The sequence below is a fragment of the Microbacterium sp. 67-17 genome, from assembly GCF_001898325.1.
In the GTDB taxonomy this organism is placed as follows: Bacteria; Actinomycetota; Actinomycetes; order Actinomycetales; family Microbacteriaceae; genus Microbacterium; species Microbacterium schleiferi.
On record NZ_MKTR01000017.1, the window covers coordinates 25,074 to 46,757 of the forward strand.

20 protein-coding genes and 1 tRNA gene are annotated in these 21,684 nt (G+C 67.0%); 19 read left to right on the top strand and 2 right to left on the bottom strand.

Annotated elements, in window-relative coordinates; genetic code table 11:
- From BGO47_RS08085 to BGO47_RS08170, 18 genes are all read left to right on the top strand, one after another.
- Positions 1-1,995 (top strand): primosomal protein N', encoded by a 1,995-nt coding sequence (locus BGO47_RS08085; RefSeq protein WP_292710393.1) that lies wholly within the window; start codon positions 1-3, stop codon positions 1,993-1,995.
- A complete protein-coding gene (fmt, locus tag BGO47_RS08090; protein WP_292710396.1) occupies positions 1,992-2,951 on the top strand; it encodes a methionyl-tRNA formyltransferase in 960 nt (319 codons plus the stop codon). The genes BGO47_RS08085 and fmt overlap by 4 nt, the downstream gene beginning before the upstream one ends.
- A complete protein-coding gene (locus BGO47_RS08095; protein WP_292710399.1) occupies positions 2,948-4,330 on the top strand; it encodes a transcription antitermination factor NusB in 1,383 nt (460 codons plus the stop codon). The genes fmt and BGO47_RS08095 overlap by 4 nt, the downstream gene beginning before the upstream one ends.
- Positions 4,331-4,356: 26 nt before the next feature.
- A complete protein-coding gene (gene rpe / locus BGO47_RS08100; protein ID WP_292710402.1) occupies positions 4,357-5,052 on the top strand; it encodes a ribulose-phosphate 3-epimerase in 696 nt (231 codons plus the stop codon).
- Positions 5,053-5,086: 34 nt separating this feature from the next.
- The gene (locus BGO47_RS08105) at positions 5,087-5,350 is read left to right on the top strand and encodes a phosphoribosyl-ATP diphosphatase (protein ID WP_292710404.1); all 264 of its coding nucleotides are present in this window, start codon (positions 5,087-5,089) and stop codon (positions 5,348-5,350) included.
- Between the two features lie 37 nt (positions 5,351-5,387).
- Positions 5,388-6,227: an ATP phosphoribosyltransferase gene (hisG, locus tag BGO47_RS08110; RefSeq protein WP_292710408.1), complete on the top strand. Its 840-nt coding sequence runs from the start codon at positions 5,388-5,390 to the stop codon at positions 6,225-6,227.
- Complete coding sequence (gene hisF, locus BGO47_RS08115; protein ID WP_292710412.1) at positions 6,228-6,992, top strand: imidazole glycerol phosphate synthase subunit HisF; 765 nt, start codon at positions 6,228-6,230, stop codon at positions 6,990-6,992.
- Complete coding sequence (hisI, locus tag BGO47_RS08120) at positions 6,989-7,348, top strand: phosphoribosyl-AMP cyclohydrolase (protein WP_292710414.1); 360 nt, start codon at positions 6,989-6,991, stop codon at positions 7,346-7,348. Before hisF ends, hisI begins: the two co-directional genes overlap by 4 nt.
- A complete protein-coding gene (locus BGO47_RS08125) occupies positions 7,345-7,932 on the top strand; it encodes a Trp biosynthesis-associated membrane protein (RefSeq protein ID WP_292710417.1) in 588 nt (195 codons plus the stop codon). The genes hisI and BGO47_RS08125 overlap by 4 nt, the downstream gene beginning before the upstream one ends.
- Positions 7,933-7,974: 42 nt before the next feature.
- The gene (locus BGO47_RS08130) at positions 7,975-8,205 is read left to right on the top strand and encodes a DUF6704 family protein (protein WP_228178708.1); all 231 of its coding nucleotides are present in this window, start codon (positions 7,975-7,977) and stop codon (positions 8,203-8,205) included.
- 2 nt (positions 8,206-8,207) lie between these two features.
- The gene (trpC, locus tag BGO47_RS08135) at positions 8,208-8,984 is read left to right on the top strand and encodes an indole-3-glycerol phosphate synthase TrpC (protein ID WP_292710422.1); all 777 of its coding nucleotides are present in this window, start codon (positions 8,208-8,210) and stop codon (positions 8,982-8,984) included.
- Positions 8,981-10,195, top strand: coding sequence for a tryptophan synthase subunit beta (gene trpB / locus BGO47_RS08140; protein WP_292710425.1), 1,215 nt, complete (start codon positions 8,981-8,983; stop codon positions 10,193-10,195). The genes trpC and trpB overlap by 4 nt, the downstream gene beginning before the upstream one ends.
- Positions 10,192-10,977, top strand: coding sequence for a tryptophan synthase subunit alpha (gene trpA, locus BGO47_RS08145; RefSeq protein ID WP_292710428.1), 786 nt, complete (start codon positions 10,192-10,194; stop codon positions 10,975-10,977). The genes trpB and trpA overlap by 4 nt, the downstream gene beginning before the upstream one ends.
- Before the next feature lie 72 nt (positions 10,978-11,049).
- Positions 11,050-12,021, top strand: coding sequence for a prolipoprotein diacylglyceryl transferase (gene lgt, locus BGO47_RS08150; protein WP_292710431.1), 972 nt, complete (start codon positions 11,050-11,052; stop codon positions 12,019-12,021).
- A gap of 95 nt (positions 12,022-12,116) precedes the next feature.
- Positions 12,117-16,697, top strand: coding sequence for a glutamate synthase large subunit (gltB, locus tag BGO47_RS08155; protein WP_292710434.1), 4,581 nt, complete (start codon positions 12,117-12,119; stop codon positions 16,695-16,697).
- Positions 16,690-18,156, top strand: a complete 1,467-nt coding sequence (locus BGO47_RS08160) for a glutamate synthase subunit beta (RefSeq protein ID WP_292710437.1) — start codon at positions 16,690-16,692, stop codon at positions 18,154-18,156. Before gltB ends, BGO47_RS08160 begins: the two co-directional genes overlap by 8 nt.
- A gap of 70 nt (positions 18,157-18,226) precedes the next feature.
- Complete coding sequence (pyk, locus tag BGO47_RS08165) at positions 18,227-19,675, top strand: pyruvate kinase (protein ID WP_292710440.1); 1,449 nt, start codon at positions 18,227-18,229, stop codon at positions 19,673-19,675.
- A 71-nt stretch (positions 19,676-19,746) separates the two neighbouring features.
- Positions 19,747-20,136, top strand: coding sequence for an SHOCT domain-containing protein (locus BGO47_RS08170; RefSeq protein WP_331791277.1), 390 nt, complete (start codon positions 19,747-19,749; stop codon positions 20,134-20,136).
- A gap of 239 nt (positions 20,137-20,375) precedes the next feature.
- Here BGO47_RS08170 and BGO47_RS08175 read toward each other — a convergent pair.
- Positions 20,376-20,458: transfer RNA gene (locus BGO47_RS08175), tRNA-Leu, on the bottom strand.
- A gap of 38 nt (positions 20,459-20,496) precedes the next feature.
- On the opposite strand from BGO47_RS08175, the gene BGO47_RS08180 reads away from it, so the two are divergent.
- A complete protein-coding gene (locus BGO47_RS08180; protein ID WP_292710443.1) occupies positions 20,497-21,117 on the top strand; it encodes a response regulator in 621 nt (206 codons plus the stop codon).
- Between the two features lie 66 nt (positions 21,118-21,183).
- Here the strand turns inward: BGO47_RS08180 and BGO47_RS08185 are convergent, their stop codons facing one another.
- Positions 21,184-21,639, bottom strand: a complete 456-nt coding sequence (locus tag BGO47_RS08185) for a hotdog fold thioesterase (RefSeq protein WP_292710446.1) — start codon at positions 21,637-21,639, stop codon at positions 21,184-21,186.
- Between the last annotated feature and the right edge of the window lie 45 nt (positions 21,640-21,684).

Below are 21,684 nucleotides of genomic sequence, written 5' to 3' on the forward strand. Positions count from 1 at the left end.
ATGACCGCTCGGCGCATCGCGCGAGTGCTCCTGGATTCCCCGCTGCCCCAACTGGATCGGCTCTTCGACTACGAGATTCCCGACGAGCTGGTACCTGAGGCTCACGAGGGCGTCCGAGTACGCGTGCCGCTTCGTGCGGCCGGCCGGATCGTGGACGGCTTCATCGTGGAGCTGGACGACGAACCGTCCGCTGACCGCCCCCTGTCGGAGGTCGAGTCCGTCATCTCTTCGGTACCCGTGCTGCCACGGCGGCTCTACGACCTCGCACGAAAGGTCGCCGACCGGTCGGCAGGGTCGGCATCCGACATCCTGCGCCTGGTCGTACCGCGACGGATGGTGCGAGCCGAGCGTTCATGGCAGAACGCCGAACGAGCGGGCGTCCCCGAGGTGTCGGCATCCACTGCAGAATGGGCGGCAACTGCCCTCGCAAGCTTCCCCGGCGCGGCCGATTCGCTCACCCGGGGCGCGCGCATCGCCCTGACGGCGCCGACGGCGCCGGTAACGCCCGATTCGCCCGCACCGGGGTGGGTGGGAATCCTCGCTGCCGCGGCCGCGAGGCTGCTCGTGGCAGGACGCAGCAGCATCCTCGTCGTGCCCGACCACCGAGACCTCGACCAACTCGAGCAGGGCCTGATCGCGCACGGACTCGGCGAGGCACTCATCCGGACGGATGCCGCTCAGAGCGCCCCTGCCCGCTACGGCGCGTATCTGCGGGTGCTCGAGCCCACGCCCTCGATCGTGATCGGCAACCGATCGGCCGTGTACGCGCCCGTCCACGCGCTGGGCCTGATCGCTGTCTGGGACGATGGCGACCCGCTGCTGCGTGAACCGCTGTCACCGGGCGTCCACGCCCGTGACGCCGCGCTGGTCAGACAGGAGCAGGAGCAGTTTGCGCTTGTCTTCGCCGGGTTCACCCGCACCACCGACGTCCAACGTCTTGTCGATATCGGGTGGGTGGAGGAGCTGCGCGCATCCCGTCCAGCGGCTCCACGCGTGGTGCTCACACCTCTGCGCGAGGGGGAGACCGGGACCGCGCGGATCCCCTCTGCGGCGTTCACCGCCGCGCGCGAGGCAGTTCGGAGCGGTCCAGTTCTGGTGCAGGTCTCTCGCCCCGGGTACGCTCCGGTGCTCGCCTGCGCGGAGTGCCGGCATCCCGCGCGCTGTCGCGCCTGCGGCGGACCGCTTCATGCCGGAGCGCGAGGGGCAACACCAACCTGTTCTGCGTGCGGACGCCGCGCTGAAGGCTGGACCTGCGCCTCCTGCGGTGGCGCGCGCTTCCTGCTCATCGGCTCCGGGAGCCGCCGCACCGCGGAGGAACTCGGACGCGCCTTCCCCGGCATCCGGATCATCGTCTCGGATGCCGATCATCCTGTTCTCGATGTGCCAGAGACACCGGCGCTCGTCATCGCGACGCGTGGCGCGGAGCCTCGGGCCGCGCGTGGATACCGCGCGGTGCTGCTCTTGGACGGCGAACGGATGCTGCTCGCTGATGATCTGCGGATCGCCGAGCACTGTCTACGCTGGTGGTCAAACGCGGCCGCCTTGGCTGGACCAGGTGCGCCGGTGCACCTGGTCGGGGTCGCTGGGGCTCTCGGCCGAGCACTGGCGACCTGGTCCCAGCCTGCCTTCGCACGCGCCGAGCTCGCCGAACGCGCAGAGCTGCGAATGCCTCCCGCGGTTCGGGTTGCCTCGCTGGAGGGGTCTCGGCCGGCGGTGGAGACCGCGCTGGCCACCGTGCGGTCGGATGTGCCGGGGCTGCGGGCCAGCGACGTGCTCGGGCCTGTGCCGCTGCCGACCACCGGCTCGCACGATGGCGACGTGCGCGCGCTCGTGCGCTGCGATTATCACGATGGACCCGCCCTCGCGCGTTCCCTGCGCGCGGCTCTGGTTGCCGCAGCGCTGCGGGGGCGCCGCTCACGTAGTCGCGGCGGCGCACGCGCGACGCTGCGCATCCGTCTCGACCTGCCCGACCTGAACCTGGAGACACAGCAATGAGAATCGTGTTCGCCGGAACGCCCGAGCCGGCCGTGCCGTCGCTACGCGCCCTCGTCGACGCCGGTCACGAGGTGCCTCTCGTGATCACGCGGCCCGACGCGCAGATCGGTCGCCGCCGCGTCGTGACACCTTCGCCGGTGGCTACCGCCGCTGACACGCTCGGCCTGTCGGCGCATCGCACCGCACGCCTCGACGATGTAGCGCTCGAGGCGGTGCGCGCTGCTCACCCCGACCTGGGCGTGATCGTCGCCTACGGCGGCCTCGTCCGCGAACCCCTGCTCTCGACGCCTCGGCACGGCTGGATCAACCTCCACTTTTCGGCCCTGCCCCGGTGGCGGGGGGCTGCTCCCGTGCAGCACGCCATCATCGCGGGAGACCCCGAGGTGGGCGTCGACGTCTTCCAGCTGACGGCAGGCCTTGACGAGGGAGACATCTTCGGCGAGGTGCGCTTTCCACGCCCGATTGAGGCGACGGCGGGGGAGCTGCTCGCGACCCTCGCGGATGCAGGAGCAGAGCTCTTGACCACGGTCGTCGGCCAGATCGCAGACGGCACTGCGCGATCCCGCCCTCAAGCGGGCGACCCAAGCTATGCGCCGAAGCTCTCGATCGAGGACGGTCGCGTCGACTGGCAGCAAAGTCGGGAGCAGATCATGTCACGGATCCTCGGCGTGACCCCAGAGCCCGGTGCCTTCGCGACCGCGCAGGACGCGCGGCTGAAGATCCTCGCCGCCGTGCCGGCAACCTCCGAAGCGCCACGGTTGCGCCCCGGGCTGGTCGCAGCTCACGCGAAGCAAGTGATCGTCGGAACCGGTAGCGATCCGATCGCACTGTTGCGTGTCCAGCCAGCGGGGAAGCCCGCGATGGATGCCAGAGATTGGTGGCGCGGTGCACGGCTGAGCGAGCTGCAGTTCGATACTGACGCTCAGATGACCGGCGATGTCGGAGCCACGGCATGAGCGGCGCACCGTCGGCCCGCCGAGTCGCCTTCGACACGCTGCGTGCGGTCCACGACGCCGACGCGTACGCGAACCTCGTCCTGCCGACAGCCATCGCCCGGGCACGACTGAGCCCGGCAGATGCCGCGCTCGCGACGGAGCTGACATACGGGACCCTGCGGCAACAGGGAACCTGGGATGCTGTCATCGCTGTCGCTGCCAACCGGCCGGCCGAGAGCGTCGACCCGCCAGTCCTGGACATCCTGCGGCTCGGGGTGCATCAACTCTTGGCCACGAGGGTCCCGCCGCACGCGGCAGTCAACGAGTCGGTTGCTCTTGCGCGTTCCAGTGCGGGGGAGCGCGCTGTCGGTTTCGTCAATGCTGTGCTGCGCAGAATCGGCGAAGCGGATGCCGCGACCTGGATCTCCCGCGCCGAAGAGGCTGCACGCTCCGACGACGAGCGCCTCTCGGTGCGCACCTCCCACCCGGTGTGGGTTATCCGGGCTCTCCGGCGCGCTCTCGACGACGAAGGGCGCGCGGGCGAACTGCTCGATCTTCTCGTGGCCGACAACGACTCGCCCGGCGTCACGATGACGGCTCTCCCGGGGCTTGCCACCGTTCCTGAAGAGTCGGAGCCGACATCCTTCTCGCCCTATGGGTTCCGAGCACCGGCCGGGGATCCCGGCAGGCTCGTGGCAGCCTCGAACGGGGCGCTGCGCGTCCAGGACGAGGGATCCCAGCTCGCAGCCCTCGCCCTGTCGGAGGTCGACACGGTGCGATCCGGGGAGCGCTGGCTCGACCTGTGCGCGGGCCCGGGCGGAAAGACCGCGCTGCTGGCTGCCCGCGTGCTGCAGGCGCGGGAGGCGGGGACCCCGGTCGACCTGGAGGCGAACGAAGTCTCGTCCACGCGCGCCGGGTTGGTTCGTCGATCCCTCGAGCCGATCCCGTTCGAGGTTGTCGTCTCTGAGGAAGACGGCAGGGAAAGGGCAGGCGCCGACGCGTACGACCGGATCCTCGTCGACGCGCCCTGCACGGGCTTGGGTGCCTTGCGCCGCCGACCAGAGTCGCGCTGGCGCAAGTCCCCGCAGGATGTCGCACCGCTGGCCGACCTGCAGCGCGAACTGCTCTCTGCCGCGGTGACCGGGCTCCGGCCGGGCGGTGTCGTCGCTTATGTGACGTGCTCGCCGCACCTCGTCGAGACCCGCGATGTGGTGGCGGCGGTGCTGGATCAGCACCGAGACAAGCTGGACGAGCTGGACGCGCGAGACGTACTGCGCCGGGTGTCGCGGAGCACGCTGGACCTGGCGAGCCCGACGGGCGGCGGGGGGCGAGCGCAGTTGTGGCCCCACCGGCACGGCACCGATGCGATGTCGATCACGCTCCTGCGACGGCGCAGCTGACAGGCACACTCGCCCATAATGGACGGGTGAGTTCCCCCGACGCCGCGACGCATGATCTTGCGGTGCGCATCAATCCCAGCATCCTTGCCGCCGACTTCGTCAACATGCAGGCGGAGCTGCAGCGCATCGCCGCCGCCGACTTCGTCCACGTCGACGTCATGGACAACCATTTCGTTCCGAACCTCACGTTCGGACCACAGATGGTTGAGAGGATCCACGCGACGTCTCCCGTGCCGCTGGATGTTCACCTCATGATCGACGATGTGGACCGCTGGGCCCCGGGCTACGCCGAGATCGGCGCGGCTTCCGTGACCTTCCACACGGAGGCCACGTCAGAGCCGGTGGCTCTCGCCCGGCGGTTGCGCTCTCTCGGCGCACGCGCCGGAATCGCGCTCAAGCCGGCTACGCCGGTCGAGCCGCTCTTCGATGTTCTCGACGAGTTCGACCAGATCCTCGTGATGACCGTCGAACCGGGGTTTGGCGGTCAGTCGTTCATGGCCGACATGATGCCGAAGCTCCGCCTGCTCGCCGACGAATGCCACCGGCGCGGCTCTGCGGTCTGGCTGCAAGTGGACGGCGGCATCTCGCCGTCCACGATCGAGCAGGCTGCCGCAGCAGGTGCCGATACGTTCGTCGCCGGATCAGCCGTGTTCGGGGCAGATGACCCGGAAGCCGCGATCGTGAGCCTGCGCTCCCGCGGGGCCCACGCTCATCGGCACTGACCGGGCTACCCGCGCGGTTCGCTACCCTGGCATAGTGAAGTCGTTCGAGGAGCTGTTCGCCGAGTTGACGGTGAAGGCGCAGACCCGTCCCGAGGGGTCGGGGACCGTCGCCGAGCTCGATGCAGGCATCCACACGATCGGCAAGAAGATCGTCGAAGAGGCCGCCGAGGTGTGGATGGCCGCCGAGTACGAGTCGGATGAGGCCGCAGCCGAAGAAATCTCGCAATTGCTGTATCACCTGCAGGTGCTGATGCTGGCGAAGGGGATCTCGCTCGAGGACGTGTACCGACATCTCTGAACCCGTCGCCTCTTCCGCTTCGACCCGAAAGACCCCCATGCTCCGAATCGCCGTGCCCAACAAGGGTTCGCTGGCCGAGACATCGGCCGCCATGCTCACCGAAGCTGGATACACCGGCAGGCGTGATCCGAAGGATCTCCACGTCATTGATCCCGCCAACGAGGTCGAGTTCTTCTATCTGCGTCCGCGCGACATCGCGACCTACGTCGGATCCGGGGCCCTGGATGTCGGCATCACCGGTCGGGATCTTCTTCTGGATGCCCGGATGCCGGCGCGCGAGATCGAATCCCTGGGATTCGCGGACTCGACGTTCCGGTTCGCGGGGCCTCCCGGACGCTTCACCGACCTCGCTGACCTCGAGGGAATGCGCGTCGCCACCGCCTACCCCGGTCTCGTGGACTCGTTCCTCGATGAACGGGGGATCGCGGTCGATCTCGTTCCGTTGGACGGTGCTGTCGAGTCGGCGGTGCGGTTGGGCGTGGCGGATGCCGTCGCCGATGTCGTCTCGACGGGCACGACACTCAAGCAGGCGGGGCTCGAGATCTTCGGCCCCGTGCTCCTGGAGTCGGAAGCCGTCCTCATCGGAGGGCCACGGGAGGTCGAGGGGACCGAAACGCTCCTGCGGCGGCTCCGCGGTGTGATGGTTGCCCGCCGGTACGTTCTCATCGACTACGACCTGCCGGCAGACCTCGTCGACCGAGCAGTGGACATCGCGCCCGGCATCGAGTCGCCGACGATCTCGCCACTACGGGACCCGTCGTGGGTGGCAGTGCGCGTCATGAGTCCGCGCAAGGGCGTCAATCAGGTGATGGACGCCCTGTACGGCATCGGTGCTCGCGCCATCCTGGTAACCGAGATTCACGCGGCGAGGCTCTAGATGGCTGTTGCGACGCGCGTCATCCCGTGCCTCGACGTCGCCGCCGGGCGCGTGGTGAAGGGCGTCAACTTCCTGAACCTTCGCGACATGGGCGACCCTGTGGAGTTGGCGGCTGCGTACTTCCGCCAGGGCGCTGATGAGATCACGTTCCTCGATGTCACCGCGACTGTCGACGAGCGTGCAACGACATACGACGTGGTCCAGCGCACGGCAGAGGAGGTCTTCATCCCGCTCACCGTCGGGGGAGGGGTGCGTTCGGCAGACGATGTCGCTCGGCTGCTCGGGGTCGGCGCCGACAAGGTGGGGGTGAACTCGGCAGCGATCGCCCGGCCCGGACTCGTGGATGAGATCGCCGACCGCTTCGGAGCCCAGGTGCTCGTACTGTCCCTGGATGTGAAGCGCTCAGACGCCGTCGACTCGGGGTTCGTCGTCACGACCCACGGTGGGCGAACCGAGACGACTCTCGATGCGCTCACGTGGGCTCGCGAGGCCATCGATCGCGGCGCAGGCGAGCTCCTGGTCAACTCGATCGATGCTGATGGCACACGGGAGGGTTTCGATCTCGAGCTCGTCTCGCTGATGCGCGAGATCTCGTCAGTACCGGTGATCGCCTCCGGCGGCGCGGGATCGGTCGAGCATTTCGCACCGGCCGTGCACGCCGGAGCAGATGCGGTGCTGGCGGCCAGCGTCTTCCACACCGGTCAGCTCACCGTCGGTGACGTGAAGTCAGCGCTGGCAGCCGAGAACGTGGAGGTGCGAGCGTGACCGATCTCGAGGAGCGCATCGCGGCAGTCGCCTTCAATGCCGACGGTCTTGCGCCGGCCATCATCCAGCAGTGGGATACCGGCGAGGTGCTCATGCTCGGCTGGATGGATGCCGAAGCGCTCAGACGCACGCTCACGACCGGGCGCGTGACCTTCTGGTCTCGCTCGCGCCAGGAGTACTGGCGTAAGGGCGACACATCCGGACACGTGCAGTACGTACGCGGCGCGAAACTCGACTGCGACGGCGACGCGCTCCTGATCGAGGTCGAACAGATCGGTGCCGCCTGCCACACCGGAACGCGCAGCTGCTTCGACACGACCGACCTGCAGCCCGCCGTCACCCACGGGGACGCATGATCGCGCGGGCTCGGCTCATCGGCGTTGTCGGGTTGCTGATCGCGGGAGCGACGGGCCTCATCTCCTCGACTCAGACATGGCTGCTCGTGTCATTGAGCGATGGAGCCGCGGAACCGCTCGCCGTAGCCGGCGCATCTGCCGTGGTGCTCCTCGCGCCGCTGAGCCTGACGGCGCTCGCCCTCGGAGCTGCTCTGTCCATCGTCGGGCGGATCCTGCGTCCCGTATTCGGCGTGATCGGCGCCGTACTCGGGATAGCACTGGCAATCCTGACTGCGCCAATCGCCATCCAGGCACCGGTGAGTGCCGTCTCGGCAGAGGTGGCGGCCGTGACCGGCATCCGCGGTGAGAGTGCGATCGCGGAGCTTGTGGCAGGGATCACTGCCACGACCTGGCCCGCCATCACCCTCGTCGCGGCCGTCCTCATGGCAGCCGCGGGGATCTGGGTTCTCGCAACCGCGCGCCTCTGGCCCGAGGGCGGACGGCGGTACCAGTCAGAACGCGCCGAGCGACGCCGGAGCGGCGGGCCCCTCGATGCGATCGACTCGTGGGATGACCTCTCCCGTGGCGGGGACCCGACCACCTGACCGCTAGACTGACCACAGCCCGCGCACTACCGGAGGATATCCATGAGCAACCCCATCGGCGACCCCGGCCACGGACACTCGCCGGCGGCCTGGACGGCTGTCGTCATCATGCTCGCTGCCATCGCCCTGGGTACAGTGGCGTTCTTCCTCGAGATCGTCTGGCTGGTGTGGGCGTCGGTTGTCCTCGTCGTGGTGGGGGCGCTCGTCGGCTGGATCATGGCGAAGGTCGGCTACGGCGTAGGCGGCTCCAGGTACACCGCGAAAGAGCATTGAGCATGCTCGCCGACCTCACGGCCGGCGCTCTCGAGGACGCCCGGACGCGCGAAGCCGTGCGACCGCTCGCGGATGTCGAACGCGCCGCGCTTGCCCGCCCCGCTGCACTCCCGGCGCTGGCGCACCTTGCACCCGCAGAGCGTGTGCGCATCATCGCCGAGGTGAAGCGCGCAAGCCCCTCACGCGGTGATCTCGCCGACATCCCCGACCCGGCTCACCTCGCGTCGCTCTACGAGCGCGGCGGCGCGTCTGCCATCTCGGTCCTCACGGAGCAACGTCGGTTCAAGGGGAGTCTCGCCGATCTCGAGTCAGTCCGCGCCGCGGTATCTCTGCCGGTGCTGCGGAAGGACTTCGTATCCACCGAGTACCAGGTCTTCGAAGCCCGCGCCGCGGGTGCCGACATCGTTCTACTCATTGTCGCGGCCCTCGATCAGCCGGTGCTCGAGCGCCTGTTGCATCTGATCGAACAGCTCGGGATGACAGCCCTTGTCGAGACTCACTCACTCGAGGAGCTTCATCGTGCCGCCGACATCGGTGCGCGCCTGGTCGGTGTCAACGCACGAGACCTCTCCACGTTTCAACTCGACCGAGATCTGTTCGGGCGCCTGCGCGACTCGATCCCCGCTGATGCCATCGCCGTCGCGGAGTCGGCAGTACTGGCGCCGGCCGATGTCGCGCACTACCGGGCCGCCGGCGCGGATGTCGTGCTCATCGGCGAGGCGTTGGTGACCGGAGACCCCGTCGCGACCCTCACGACGTTCCTGGAGGCAGGATCATGACCACGAGCCTGCGCGAACAGCGCGGTCCCTTCTTCGGCGATTTCGGCGGACGTTTCATGCCCGAGTCGCTTATCGCCGCGATCGACGAGCTCACTGCCGAGTACGAAGCCGCTCGCATCGATCCGGCGTTCCACGCGGAGTTCGTCCGGCTGCTGAACTCGTACGCAGGCAGACCCTCGGCGCTCACCGAGGTGCCTCGGTTTGCCGAGCACACCGGGGTCGGCCGCGTCTTTCTCAAGCGCGAGGACCTGAACCACACCGGGTCCCACAAGATCAACAACGTGCTCGGACAGGCTCTGCTCACGCAGCGGCTGGGCAAGACGCGCGTCATCGCTGAGACCGGAGCCGGTCAGCACGGCGTTGCAACGGCGACGGCCGCTGCGCTGTTCGGTTTCGAGTGCACCATCTACATGGGCGAAGTCGACACGCAACGCCAGGCACTGAATGTCGCCCGTATGCGCCTGCTCGGCGCCGAGGTCATCCCGGTCACGACGGGGTCGAGGACGCTCAAGGATGCCATCAACGAGGCGTACCGCGACTGGGTAGCCAGCGTCGAGACCACCAACTACATCTTCGGAACAGCTGCCGGCCCGCACCCGTTCCCTGCGATGGTTCGCGATTTCCAGAAAGTCATCGGTGAAGAGGCGCGCGCTCAGCTTCTGGAGGAGATCGGACGGCTCCCCGATGCCGTCTTCGCCTGCGTTGGTGGCGGATCGAACGCGATCGGCATGTTCGATGCTTTCCTCGACGACGAGGGCGTCGCCCTCTACGGCGTCGAGGCGGCCGGCGATGGCGTCGACACGCCCCGGCACGCGGCATCCATCGAGCGAGGCACGCCGGGCATCTTGCACGGCGCCAAGACCTACGTTCTGCAGGACGAGGACGGCCAGACCGTCGAGTCACACTCGATCTCTGCGGGCCTGGATTATCCCGGAGTAGGGCCCGAACACGCCTGGCTTGCCGACATCGGTCGCGCGCACTACATCCCTGCCACCGACACCGAGGCGATGGAGGCCCTGCGCCTGCTGTCGCGCACGGAGGGCATCATCCCGGCTATCGAGTCCGCCCATGCACTGGCTGGAGCCCTGCGCATCGGACGCGAGCTCGGACCGGATGCCGTTGTTGCGATCTCACTGTCAGGTCGCGGCGATAAGGACATGGACACAGCGGCCCGGTGGTTCGAACTCTACGACGAGGGAGCGCAGCCGTGAGCGCCGTCGCCGCCGCGATCGACGCGGCCCGCGATGAAGGTCGCGGCGCTCTCATCGGATACCTCCCCATCGGCTATCCCGACCTGGAGACCAGCATCGAGGCCGCCGTGACGTTGGCCGAAGCCGGCGTCGACATCCTCGAACTCGGCCCGCCCTACTCAGACCCCGTTATGGACGGCCCGGTCATCCAGGAAGCCACCAACGCTGCGCTAGAAGCGGGCTTTCGGATGCGCGACACCTTCACCGCGGTCCGCGAGGTCGCTTCACGAACCGACATCCCCGTGCTCGTCATGACGTACTGGAACCCTGTCGTGCAGTACGGGGTTTCCCGGTACGCCGACGACCTCCGCGCAGCCGGTGGCGCCGGGCTGATCACGCCCGACATCACCCCAGACGCGGCAGCCGACTGGCTCGCCGAGAGCGCACGTACGGGCCTTGACCGGGTCTTTCTCGCCGCCCCGAGTTCGACCGACGCTCGACTCGAGATGATCGTGCGGGAAACCACCGGGTTCGTCTACACGGTCTCGACGATGGGTATCACGGGGGAGCGGGCCCAGTTGGATGCCGCAGCCCGTGCCCTTGTCGCGCGCCTCCGCGAGCACGGCGCCGAGCGCGCGTGCGTCGGAATCGGCGTCTCCAACGCCGACCACGTGCGGAGCGTCCTCGAGTACGCAGACGGAGCGATCGTCGGGACGGCGCTCGTGCGCGCCCTGCGCGACGGGGGCCTCGACGGACTAGCTGCTGCCGCGCGCGAACTCGTCGCCGGCACCGTCCGCGAGTGAGCGCGCCCCACTCGAACTAGACTCACGACGTCGGCCCTCCGGCCGGCGCCCCACCAACCGAGGACGATCGACATGATCACCGCTTTCCAGAACGTCCTGACGAGCATCCCCAGTCCGAGTGTCAGCTACATCGACCTCGGGCCGCTGCGCATCCATTTCTACGCGTTGTGCATCATCGCCGGTATCATCGTCGCGGTCCTGCTCACGAACTACCGCCTGACCAAGCGGGGTGCCGAAAACTGGATCGTCATCGACATCGCCCTGCTGGCGGTCCCGCTCGCGATCATCGTCGCCCGGATCTACCACGTCCTGACCCACCCCGGCTTCTACTTCGGTGAAGGTGCCGACATCTGGGCCATCTTCCGCATCTGGGAGGGCGGCATCGCCATCTACGGAGCCCTCATCGGCGGAGCGATCGGTGCGTGGCTCGGATGCCGCTGGACCGGCATCCGATTCTGGTCATTCGCCGACGCATTGGCGCCAGGTCTGATCATCGCCCAGGCCATGGGACGCCTCGGCAACTGGTTCAACCACGAGCTGTTCGGTCTTCCCACAGACCTTCCCTGGGGCCTGGAGATCGAGTCCACCAACGCGGCCTTCCCTCCGGGCCTGGCCCCCGGCACACTCTTCCACCCCACGTTCCTCTACGAGATGATCTGGAACCTCCTGGGAGCTGCCGTACTGCTGTGGGCGGGCCGTCGTTTCGCGCTGCAATGGGGCCGCCTGTTCGGCCTCTACCTCATCTGGTACAGCGCGGGGCGCATCGTCTGGGAGTCCATCCGGATCGATCCGAGCGAGATCTTCCTCGGCATCCGCGCGAACGTGTGGGCAGCGATCTTCGGCGTCATCATCGGCGCTGCGATCATGATCGTGCAGAAGCGCCGCCACCCCGGGCGGGAGCCCTCACCGTACGTTCCCGGTCGCGAGCGCGCCGCGAAAGGCACTGTACAATCGCAGGACACTCCCGACTTCGTCGACGTCAGCGAACCACCGGCCCCCGAAGTCACCGCAGGCAGCGCCACAAGCACCCCTCGGCCGCAGTGATCTGATCACCGGAGCAGTACCCAGATCACCGCGTACACCACACACAGCCGGGCCGACGTCGTCCCATCTTGAGCATCAACGTGAGGACGGTAGCAATGGCATCGAGCCCCCGTCGCATCGCCACCGGCGAATCCGGCTTCCCCGCCAAGCAGGGGATGTACAACCCTGACTTCGAACGGGACGCCTGTGGCCTGGCCATGGTCGCGACCCTGCGCGGCGAGCCTGGTCACGACATCATCGACCTCGCTCTGACTGCCCTGCGCAACCTCGAGCACCGAGGTGCCATCGGATCGGATGCCGGTACTGGAGACGGGGCCGGCATCCTCACCCAGATGCCGGATGCGTTCCTGCGCGCTGTCGTCGACTTCGACCTTCCGCCGGTGGGGGAGTATGCGGCTGGCATGGTCTTCCTGCCGCTGGATCACGAAGCCCGGGCCGAGCAGAAGGCCGGTATCGAGCGGATCGCGGCGAGCGAGAACCTTGAGGTCCTCGGTTGGCGCGAGGTCCCCACCGACGAGGAGCACCTCGGCAAGCTCGCGTTCGAGGCACGCCCGGCATTCGAGCAGTTGTTCGTCTCGCGCCCCGCCGTCGGCGACGCTCACGCTCTGTCGGGAATCGCGCTGGATCGCCGCACCTACCGGCTCCGCAAGCGCAGCCGCACCGAGCTCGGCGCGTACTTCGTGTCGCTTTCGGCACGCACCCTCGGCTACAAGGGCATGGTCACGACGCTGCAGCTGGAGCCGTTCTATCCCGACCTGCAGGATGAACGGTTCGCATCCGAGCTCGCCGTGGTTCACTCGCGGTACTCGACGAACACGTTCCCGTCATGGCGCCTGGCGCAGCCGCTGCGGATGCTCGCGCACAACGGTGAGATCAACACCGTCAACGGCAACCGCAACTGGATGCGCGCACGCCAGTCCCAGCTCGAGTCCGAGCTGATCGGTGACATCCGTCCGCTGCTTCCGATCTGCACCGACGGCGCCAGCGACTCGGCATCCTTCGACGAAGTGCTCGAGCTGCTCACCCTGACCGGCAGAAGCTTGCCTCACGCCATCATGATGATGGTCCCCGAGGCTTACGAGAAGCAGGTCGGGCTCGACCCTGATCTGCGCGCGTTCTACGACTATCACGCGATCCAGATGGAGCCGTGGGATGGCCCGGCTGCCCTGATCTTCACGGATGGCACGCTGGTCGGCGCGACACTGGACCGCAACGGCCTGCGTCCCGGACGGTGGACCGAGACCACCGACGGCCTCGTCGTCATCGGCAGCGAGACCGGTGTGCTCGATTTCGAGCCCGAGCGCATCAAGCGCCGCGGACGCCTGCGTCCCGGTCGCATGTTCCTCGTTGACACGGCGCAGCGCCGGATCATCGAGGATGACGAGATCAAGCGCGATCTCGCAACGATGCAGCCCTGGCAGGAGTGGCTGGATGCCGGCCGCGTGCGTCTGTCCGAGCTGCCTGAGCGTGAGCACATCGTGCATCCGATCGCGTCGATCACCCGCCGTCAGCGCACCTTCGGCTACACCGAAGAGGAAGTCCGCATCCTGTTGACCCCGATGGGGCAGAAGGGCGCGGAGCCGCTCGGCGCCATGGGTAGCGACACTCCCGTTGCGGTCCTGAGCGATCGCCCGCGTTTGCTGTTCGACTACTTCACGCAGCAGTTCGCTCAGGTGACCAACCCGCCGCTCGACTCGATCCGGGAAGAGGTCGTGACCTCGCTGTCGCTCGGCATCGGTCCCGAGCGGAACCTCTTGGACTGGGGTCCCAGCCACACGCGCACCGTGACGCTGGACTTCCCGGTCATCGACAACGACGAGCTCGCGAAGATCCAGCACATCGACACCGCCGTTCCCGGACGTTCCTCGGTCACGATCCGCGGCCTGTACCGCGTCGAGGCGGGACACAAGGGGATGCAGAAGCGCATCGCCCAGATGTGCAGCGAAGTCGATCAGGCAATCGAAGACGGCGCCGAGTACATCGTTCTCAGCGATCGGGACTCCAACAAGGACCTCGCGCCGATTCCCTCGCTGCTGATGGTCGCTGCCATCCATCACCACCTGATCCGGCGCGAGACCCGAATGAAGGTTGGGCTGGTCGTCGAGGCCGGCGACGTGCGCGAAGTGCACCACGTCGCGACATTGCTCGGTTACGGGGCCTCAGCTGTGAACCCGTACCTTGCCATGGAGACCGTCGAATACCTGGTGCGCGCCGGTTACATCACCGGTGTGACGCCTGAGAAGGCCGTCAAGAACCTCATCTATGCGCTCGGCAAGGGCGTGCTCAAGATCATGTCGAAGATGGGCATCTCGACCGTGTCCTCGTACGCGGGCGCGCAGGTGTTCGAAGCTGTCGGCCTGTCGCAGGAGTTCGTGGACGCCTACTTCACGGGCACGGAGACGAAGCTCGGCGGCGTCGGGCTCGACGTCATCGCCGCCGAGAACCGTGCCCGGCACGCCTATGCGTACCCGGAGGACGAAGCAGAGCGCGCTCACGAGCGCCTCTGGACCGGTGGTGAGTATCAGTGGCGCCGAGACGGCTCGCCGCACCTGTTCAACCCTGAAACGGTCTTCCGCCTGCAGCACTCGACACGCACGCGTCGGTACGACGTGTTCCGCGAGTACACGAAGCTCGTGGATGACCAGGCGAGCGAACTGAAGACCCTCCGCGGACTCTTCCGTCTGCGCACCGGCGTGCGCCGCCCCGTGCCGATCGACGAGGTCGAGCCGGTGTCGGCGATCGTGAAGCGGTTCTCAACGGGCGCGATGAGCTACGGCTCCATCTCGAAGGAAGCCCACGAGACACTCGCTATCGCGATGAACCGGATCGGTGGCAAGTCCAACACCGGTGAGGGCGGCGAGGATGTCGACCGTCTGCTCGATCCGGAACGTCGTAGCGCGATCAAGCAGGTTGCCTCGGGCCGATTCGGCGTGACGAGCCTGTACCTCACCGAAGCAGAAGACATCCAGATCAAGCTCGCGCAGGGCGCCAAGCCCGGTGAGGGCGGGCAGCTGCCACCGACCAAGGTCTATCCGTGGGTCGCGCGCACTCGGCACGCCACCGCGGGTGTCGGCCTTATCTCGCCGCCGCCGCACCACGACATCTACTCCATCGAGGACCTCAAGCAGCTGATCTTCGATCTCAAGCGCGCCAACCCCCACGCCCGCATCCACGTCAAGCTGGTCAGCCAGTCGGGAATCGGCGCGGTAGCAGCGGGTACGGCGAAGGCCCTGGCCGACGTCATCCTCGTCTCGGGCCACGACGGCGGGACGGGCGCGAGCCCGCTCAACTCGCTCAAGCACGCGGGAACGCCGTGGGAGTTGGGCCTCGCCGAGACCCAGCAGACCCTGATGCTCAACGGCATGCGGGACCGTGTGGTCGTACAGGTCGATGGCCAGATCAAGACCGGTCGCGACGTCATCATCGGCGCGCTGCTGGGTGCCGAGGAGTTCGGTTTCGCCACCGCTCCGCTGGTCGTCTCCGGATGCATCATGATGCGCGTCTGCCATCTCGACACCTGCCCCGTCGGTGTCGCCACGCAGAACCCCGTGCTGCGGTCGCGGTTCACCGGCAAGCCGGAATTCGTCGAAACCTTCATGGAGTTCATCGCCCAGGAAGTACGGGAGTACCTCGCAGAACTCGGGTTCCGCTCCCTGGACGAGGCGATCGGTCACCACGAACTGCTCGACACCAACCGTGCCATTGAGCACTGGAAGGCGAGCGGGATGGACCTGACCCCCGTGCTGGAGGGTCCTGCGTTCGCCGAGGACGAGCCGCGTCGCAACCTGCGTGCGCAGAACCACGAGATCGACGAGCACTTCGACGTCCCGATCATCGAGCGAGCCCAGGATGTCATCGCCCATGGCGGTCAGATCACGATCGACCTGCCGGTGCGCAACACCGCCCGCGCGGTCGGCACCTTGCTCGGGCACCACGTCACGAAGGCTCAGGGCCAGAACGGTCTGCCGGCCGGATCCATCACGATCAACCTCACCGGGTCGGCCGGGCAGTCCTTCGGTGCCTTCATGCCCGCGGGAATCACCCTGCGACTGACGGGAGACTCGAACGACTACGTCGGTAAGGGACTCTCGGGCGGTCAGATCGTCATCCGGCCTCCCCAGAATGCAGCGTTCGACGCGTCGCAGAACGTCATCGCCGGCAACGTGATCGGTTACGGCGCCACGCAGGGAACGCTCTTCCTGCGCGGCATCGTGGGCGAGCGCTTCTTCGTGCGCAACTCCGGGGCCACCGCTGTCGTCGAAGGCGTCGGCGACCACGCGCTCGAGTACATGACCGGCGGGCTCGCCGTCATCCTCGGTCCGACGGGTAGGAACCTGGGTGCCGGTATGTCGGGTGGAACCGCGTACATCTACCGGCTCGACCCCGACCTCGTGAACCGGGAAGCGCTCGCTACGGGTGAGCTCGAACTCGGACCGCTGGGCTCCGGGGATGCCGAAATGCTGCGGGACCTGCTCGCGCAGCACGCGGAACAGACGGGTTCCGCGCTTGCTGCGGACTTCCTCGCACGCTTCGACGAGGAAGTCGCCAACTTCGTCCGCGTCGTCCCTCGGGACTACGCCGCCGTGCTGCGCACGCGGCAGGAGGCCGTCGATGAGGGCCTCGACCCCGACGGCGACGTCGTCTGGACCCGCATCCTGGAGGTGACCGGTGGCTGATCCCAAGGGCTTTCTGAAGGTTACGGAGCGGGAACTTCCCGCCCGTCGTCCGGTGCCTGTTCGCATCATGGACTGGAAAGAGGTCTACGAACCCGGTGACAGTGCTGTGCTGCGCCGGCAGGCCGGACGCTGCATGGACTGCGGCATTCCGTTCTGCCACCAGGGATGCCCGCTCGGGAACCTCATCCCCGAGTGGAACGACCTCACGTGGCGCGGGGAGGGGCGCGCGGCGATCGATCGTCTGCATGCGACGAACAACTTCCCGGAGTTCACGGGTCGGCTCTGTCCCGCACCGTGCGAGAGCGCCTGCGTGCTGGGCATCAACCAGCCGGCGGTGACGATCAAGCAGGTGGAGGTCTCGATCATCGATCAGGCCTTCGCGAACGGCTGGGTCGACCCCAAGCCGCCGGGGCGCTTGACCGGCAAGACCGTGGCTGTGGTCGGTTCAGGCCCCGCAGGTCTGGCAGCCGCACAGCAACTCACGCGCGCCGGTCACACCGTGGCCGTGTACGAGCGGGATGACCGCATCGGCGGTCTGCTGCGTTACGGCATCCCGGACTTCAAGATGGAAAAGCGCCACCTCGAGTCCCGGCTTCGTCAGATGCAGGACGAGGGAACCCGGTTCCGCGCCGGCGTCAATATCGGTACCGACATCACCTGGGACGCCCTGCGCGCCCGGTATGACGCTGTCGTCGTCGCGACCGGGGCAACAGTTCCGCGTGACCTCCCCATCCCCGGACGCGACCTCGCCGGGGTTCACTTCGCGATGGAGTACCTCGTCGAGTCGAACCACGCTGTCGCAGGGGATGCCGTCGCCAATCAGATCAGTGCCGAGGGCAAGCACGTCATCGTGATCGGTGGCGGCGACACCGGTGCTGACTGCATCGGAACCGCCCACCGCCAGGGCGCGCTGAGCGTCACGAACCTCGCGATCGGACGTCGCCCTCCCGAGGCACGCCCTGACGCGCAGCCCTGGCCGATGGCCCCGACCCTGTTCGAGGTGCAGTCCGCTCACGAGGAAGGCGGGGAGCGGATGTATCTGGCCTCCACCGTCGAGTTCCTGGGCAACGACGCCGGCGAAGTTCAGTACCTTCGTGTCGCCGAGACCGAGTTCGTGGATGGCCGGCGCGTCCCGAAAAGCGGCACGGAGCGCGAGATCCCGGCAGACCTCGTTCTCATCGCCATGGGCTTCACCGGCCCCGAGCGACTTCTCCTCGAGGACCAGCTCGGTACCAGATTCACCGATCGCGGCAACGTTGCCCGTGAGGACGATTACCAGACGACGCATCCGGGGGTGTTCGTTGCCGGTGACGCCGGCCGCGGTCAGTCCCTCATCGTCTGGGCGATCGCCGAAGGACGCGCGGCCGCTGCAGCGGTGGACCGGTATCTGATGGGTGACACGGAGCTTCCGTCTCCTGTTCACCCCACGGATGTCGCCATCGGCGTGGCGCACGCGTAGGCTGGGCCCGGCCCCTGCCTGTACCCGCAGGCCTTCTGCCTGCATCACGCAAACAACGGAGCACACTCGGATGAGACGCGCGAAGATCGTCGCAACCTTGGGCCCGGCAACCTCGACATACGAGATGGTTCGCGCCATCATCGATGCCGGCGTTGACGTTGCCCGCTTCAACCTTTCCCACGGCGACTACTCGGTACACGAGAACAATTTCGCCAATGTCCGCAAGGCCGCAGACGACGCACAGCGCGCCGTCGCGGTCCTCGTGGATCTGCAGGGACCCAAGATCCGTCTCGGAAAGTTCGAGAACGGACCTCACGAGCTCGCGCCCGGAGACATCTTCAAGATCACCATCGAGGACATCCTCGGCACGAAGGACATTGTCTCGACGACGTTCAAGGGTCTGCCTGCTGACGTGAAACCGGGCGACTTCCTGCTCATCGACGACGGCAAGGTTCGTGTCAAGGTCATCGAGACAGACGGAACAGTCGTCACGACCGAAGTCATCGTCGGTGGTCCGGTGTCCAACAACAAGGGCATCAACCTTCCCGGGGTCGCGGTCAACGTTCCCGCCCTCTCCGACAAGGACGAGGCAGACCTCCGCTGGGGTCTGCGTACCGGCGCCGATCTGATCGCGCTGTCGTTCGTCAGGGATGCCAAGGACGTGCAGCGTGTTCACGTGATCATGGCCGAGGAGGGCCGTCGGGTTCCGGTCATCGCCAAGATCGAGAAGCCGCAGGCCGTCGACAACCTCGAGGAGATCATCGACGCCTTCGACGGCATCATGGTCGCCCGTGGCGACCTCGGCGTGGAGCTTCCGCTGGAAGCCGTTCCGATCGTGCAGAAGCGCGCAGTAGAGCTGTGCCGCGCGATGGCCAAGCCGGTCATCGTCGCCACGCAGATGCTCGAGTCGATGATCAACAACCCGGTTCCCACGCGTGCCGAGACCAGTGACGTCGCCAACGCCGTTCTGGATGGTGCCGATGCCGTCATGCTCTCGGGCGAGACGAGTGTGGGGGAGTACCCCGTTGTCGTCGTACAGACGATGGCCCGCATCATCGAGTCGACGGAAGAACACGGACTCGAGCGCATCGCTCCGATTCACACGAAGCCGCGCACGCAGGGGGGCATCATCACGCTCGCGGCCAACGAGGTCGCTGACTTCGTCGAGGCGAAGTTCCTGTGTGTGTTCACGGAGTCGGGAAACTCGGCTCGCCGTCTGTCGCGCCTGCGGCCGAAGATCCCCATGCTCGCTTTCGCCCCCGACCCGGCGATCCGCCGCCGCATGGCAGTGACGTGGGGCATCCAGTCGACCCTGGTCGAGCACGTCTCGCACACCGACCGGATGTTCCTCCAGGTCGATGACTACCTTCTCTCGAATGACCTGGCAAAGGTCGGTGACAAGGTCGTCGTGATCTCGGGTTCTCCTCCCGGAATCGAGGGCACGACCAACGACATCCGCATCCACAACGTGGGCGATGCGGTTCACGGCAAGGCTCCCGCATACCAGAACGCAGGCTGACACTCGCTTCGCACGAAACGGTCGCACTCGGCACTAGGCTGAGCGCGACCGTTTCGCATTCGGAGGTAGCCGTGCTCGGCATCTGGGACATTTTCTTGTTCGCGCTCGTGATGTTCTACATCGCCGCGTACATCTACGTCGTCGCGCTGATCATCATCGATCTGTTTCGCGACCACACGCTGGCAGGCGGCTGGAAGGCGCTCTGGATCATCTTCCTGGTCCTCGTGCCCTTCTTGACGGCTCTCGTGTACGTGATCGCCCGAGGACGCGGGATGGCAGCTCGTGCGAGCATCCGGCGCGGCGTCGTTCCCGAAACCGACGACTACCGTCCTGCCGCTGCCGCTAACCCGACTGCCGAGATCGAGCGCGCCAAGGCCCTGCTGGATGCCGGCACCATCTCGCAGGGCGAGTTCGACGCGCTCAAGAGCAAAGCACTCGGGAACCAGTTCTTCGGAGCCTGAGCCACCGTGTGCTCTTCCCAAGCCGCGCCATCGTGACGTGATGAAGGCCGCAACCCTGACGGGTCGCGGCCTTCATCACGTGCCGGTGGTGGGAGTCGTCCCCACGGCCACTCCACGCGCCGCTCCGCAGCGCGCGGAGCCTCCGGCCGCGTGGGCCCACCCACCGTGTGCTCTTCCCAAGCCGCGCCATCGTGACGTGATGAAGGCCGCAACCCTGACGGGTCGCGGCCTTCATCACGTGCCGGTGGTGGGAGTCGAACCCACACGCCCTTTCGGGCAACCGATTTTGAGTCGGTCGCGTCTGCCATTCCGCCACACCGGCCGGGGACGTCCGCATTGACCATACCGTAGGATTCAAAGGTGACAGAGCAAGAGCAGGCAGCAGCCTCCGCCGCCAACACCCCCCGCCGTGTCGTCGTAGCCGAAGATGAGTCCCTCATCCGACTCGACATCGTCGAAATCCTTCGCGACAACGGGTTCGATGTCGTCGGCGAAGCCGGGGACGGCGAGAGCGCGGTTCAGCTGGCCACGGAGCTGCGTCCTGACCTGGTCATCATGGACGTCAAGATGCCCCAGCTCGATGGCATCTCCGCCGCCGAGAAGCTCAACAAGAACAACATCGCGCCGGTCGTCCTGTTGACCGCGTTCAGCCAGAAGGAACTCGTTGAGCGTGCGAGCGAGGCTGGTGCTCTCGCTTATGTGGTGAAGCCCTTCACCCCGAACGATCTGCTTCCGGCGATCGAAATCGCCCTCGCCCGCCACGAGCAGATCCTCACCCTCGAGGCAGAGGTTGCCGACATGGTGGAGCGGTTCGAGACCCGCAAGCTCGTGGATCGCGCCAAGGGACTGCTCAACGAGAAGATGGGCCTGTCCGAACCTGAGGCGTTCCGGTGGATTCAGAAGGCATCGATGGACCGCCGGCTCACGATGCAAGACGTCGCCAAGGCGATCATCGAGCAGCTGGCGCCGAAGAAGGCCTGAGGCCTCGGCGTCGGTCGGCCGGCAGCTGCACTCCCGCGTCGCATCGGTTCACGCGCGAAAGTTGGCTCATCCCTCGGGGCGCGTGAGCTCCTCGGGGAGCGGAACATCCTTGATGAGGTTCGTGATGCGGATGGTGGAGCATCGTCGCCCCTCGTCGTCGGAGACGACGATCTCGTGAACTGTCATGCTTCGCCCGAGGTGCACGGGGGTGCACACGCCTGTCACCAGACCCGAGCGGGCGGATCGCGTATGGGTCGCGTTGATATCGACACCGACAGCGAGGCGGCCCGGGCCCGCCCACAGATTCGCAGACATCGACCCCAGGGACTCGCCCAACACGACGTATGCGCCGCCGTGCATGAGGCCCACTGGCTGCGTGTTGCCCTCAACGGGCATGGTCGCAACGGAACGTTCAACCGTGAACTCGAGGAACTGCATCCCCATCTTCTCGGCGAGGGTCCCCATGCCGCGCTGCGCCGCCCACTCCATGCCATTGACGTTCACCGGATGCTGCGTGCTCATGACCACCCTCGGGGAGAAGTGCTGTCGGAAGCCGTGGGTAGGCTG

Coding starts and splice junctions, on each gene's coding strand:
- BGO47_RS08185 (WP_292710446.1), bottom strand. CDS start 21,639: ATGAGCACGCAGCATCCGGTGAACGTCAATGGCATGGAGTGGGCGGCG.
- BGO47_RS08125 (WP_292710417.1), top strand. CDS start 7,345: ATGATCGCGCGGGCTCGGCTCATCGGCGTTGTCGGGTTGCTGATCGCG.
- BGO47_RS08130 (WP_228178708.1), top strand. CDS start 7,975: ATGAGCAACCCCATCGGCGACCCCGGCCACGGACACTCGCCGGCGGCC.
- hisF (WP_292710412.1), top strand. CDS start 6,228: ATGGCTGTTGCGACGCGCGTCATCCCGTGCCTCGACGTCGCCGCCGGG.
- gltB (WP_292710434.1), top strand. CDS start 12,117: ATGGCATCGAGCCCCCGTCGCATCGCCACCGGCGAATCCGGCTTCCCC.
- BGO47_RS08095 (WP_292710399.1), top strand. CDS start 2,948: ATGAGCGGCGCACCGTCGGCCCGCCGAGTCGCCTTCGACACGCTGCGT.
- trpB (WP_292710425.1), top strand. CDS start 8,981: ATGACCACGAGCCTGCGCGAACAGCGCGGTCCCTTCTTCGGCGATTTC.
- BGO47_RS08085 (WP_292710393.1), top strand. CDS start 1: ATGACCGCTCGGCGCATCGCGCGAGTGCTCCTGGATTCCCCGCTGCCC.
- lgt (WP_292710431.1), top strand. CDS start 11,050: ATGATCACCGCTTTCCAGAACGTCCTGACGAGCATCCCCAGTCCGAGT.
- hisG (WP_292710408.1), top strand. CDS start 5,388: ATGCTCCGAATCGCCGTGCCCAACAAGGGTTCGCTGGCCGAGACATCG.
- pyk (WP_292710440.1), top strand. CDS start 18,227: ATGAGACGCGCGAAGATCGTCGCAACCTTGGGCCCGGCAACCTCGACA.
- fmt (WP_292710396.1), top strand. CDS start 1,992: ATGAGAATCGTGTTCGCCGGAACGCCCGAGCCGGCCGTGCCGTCGCTA.
- trpC (WP_292710422.1), top strand. CDS start 8,208: ATGCTCGCCGACCTCACGGCCGGCGCTCTCGAGGACGCCCGGACGCGC.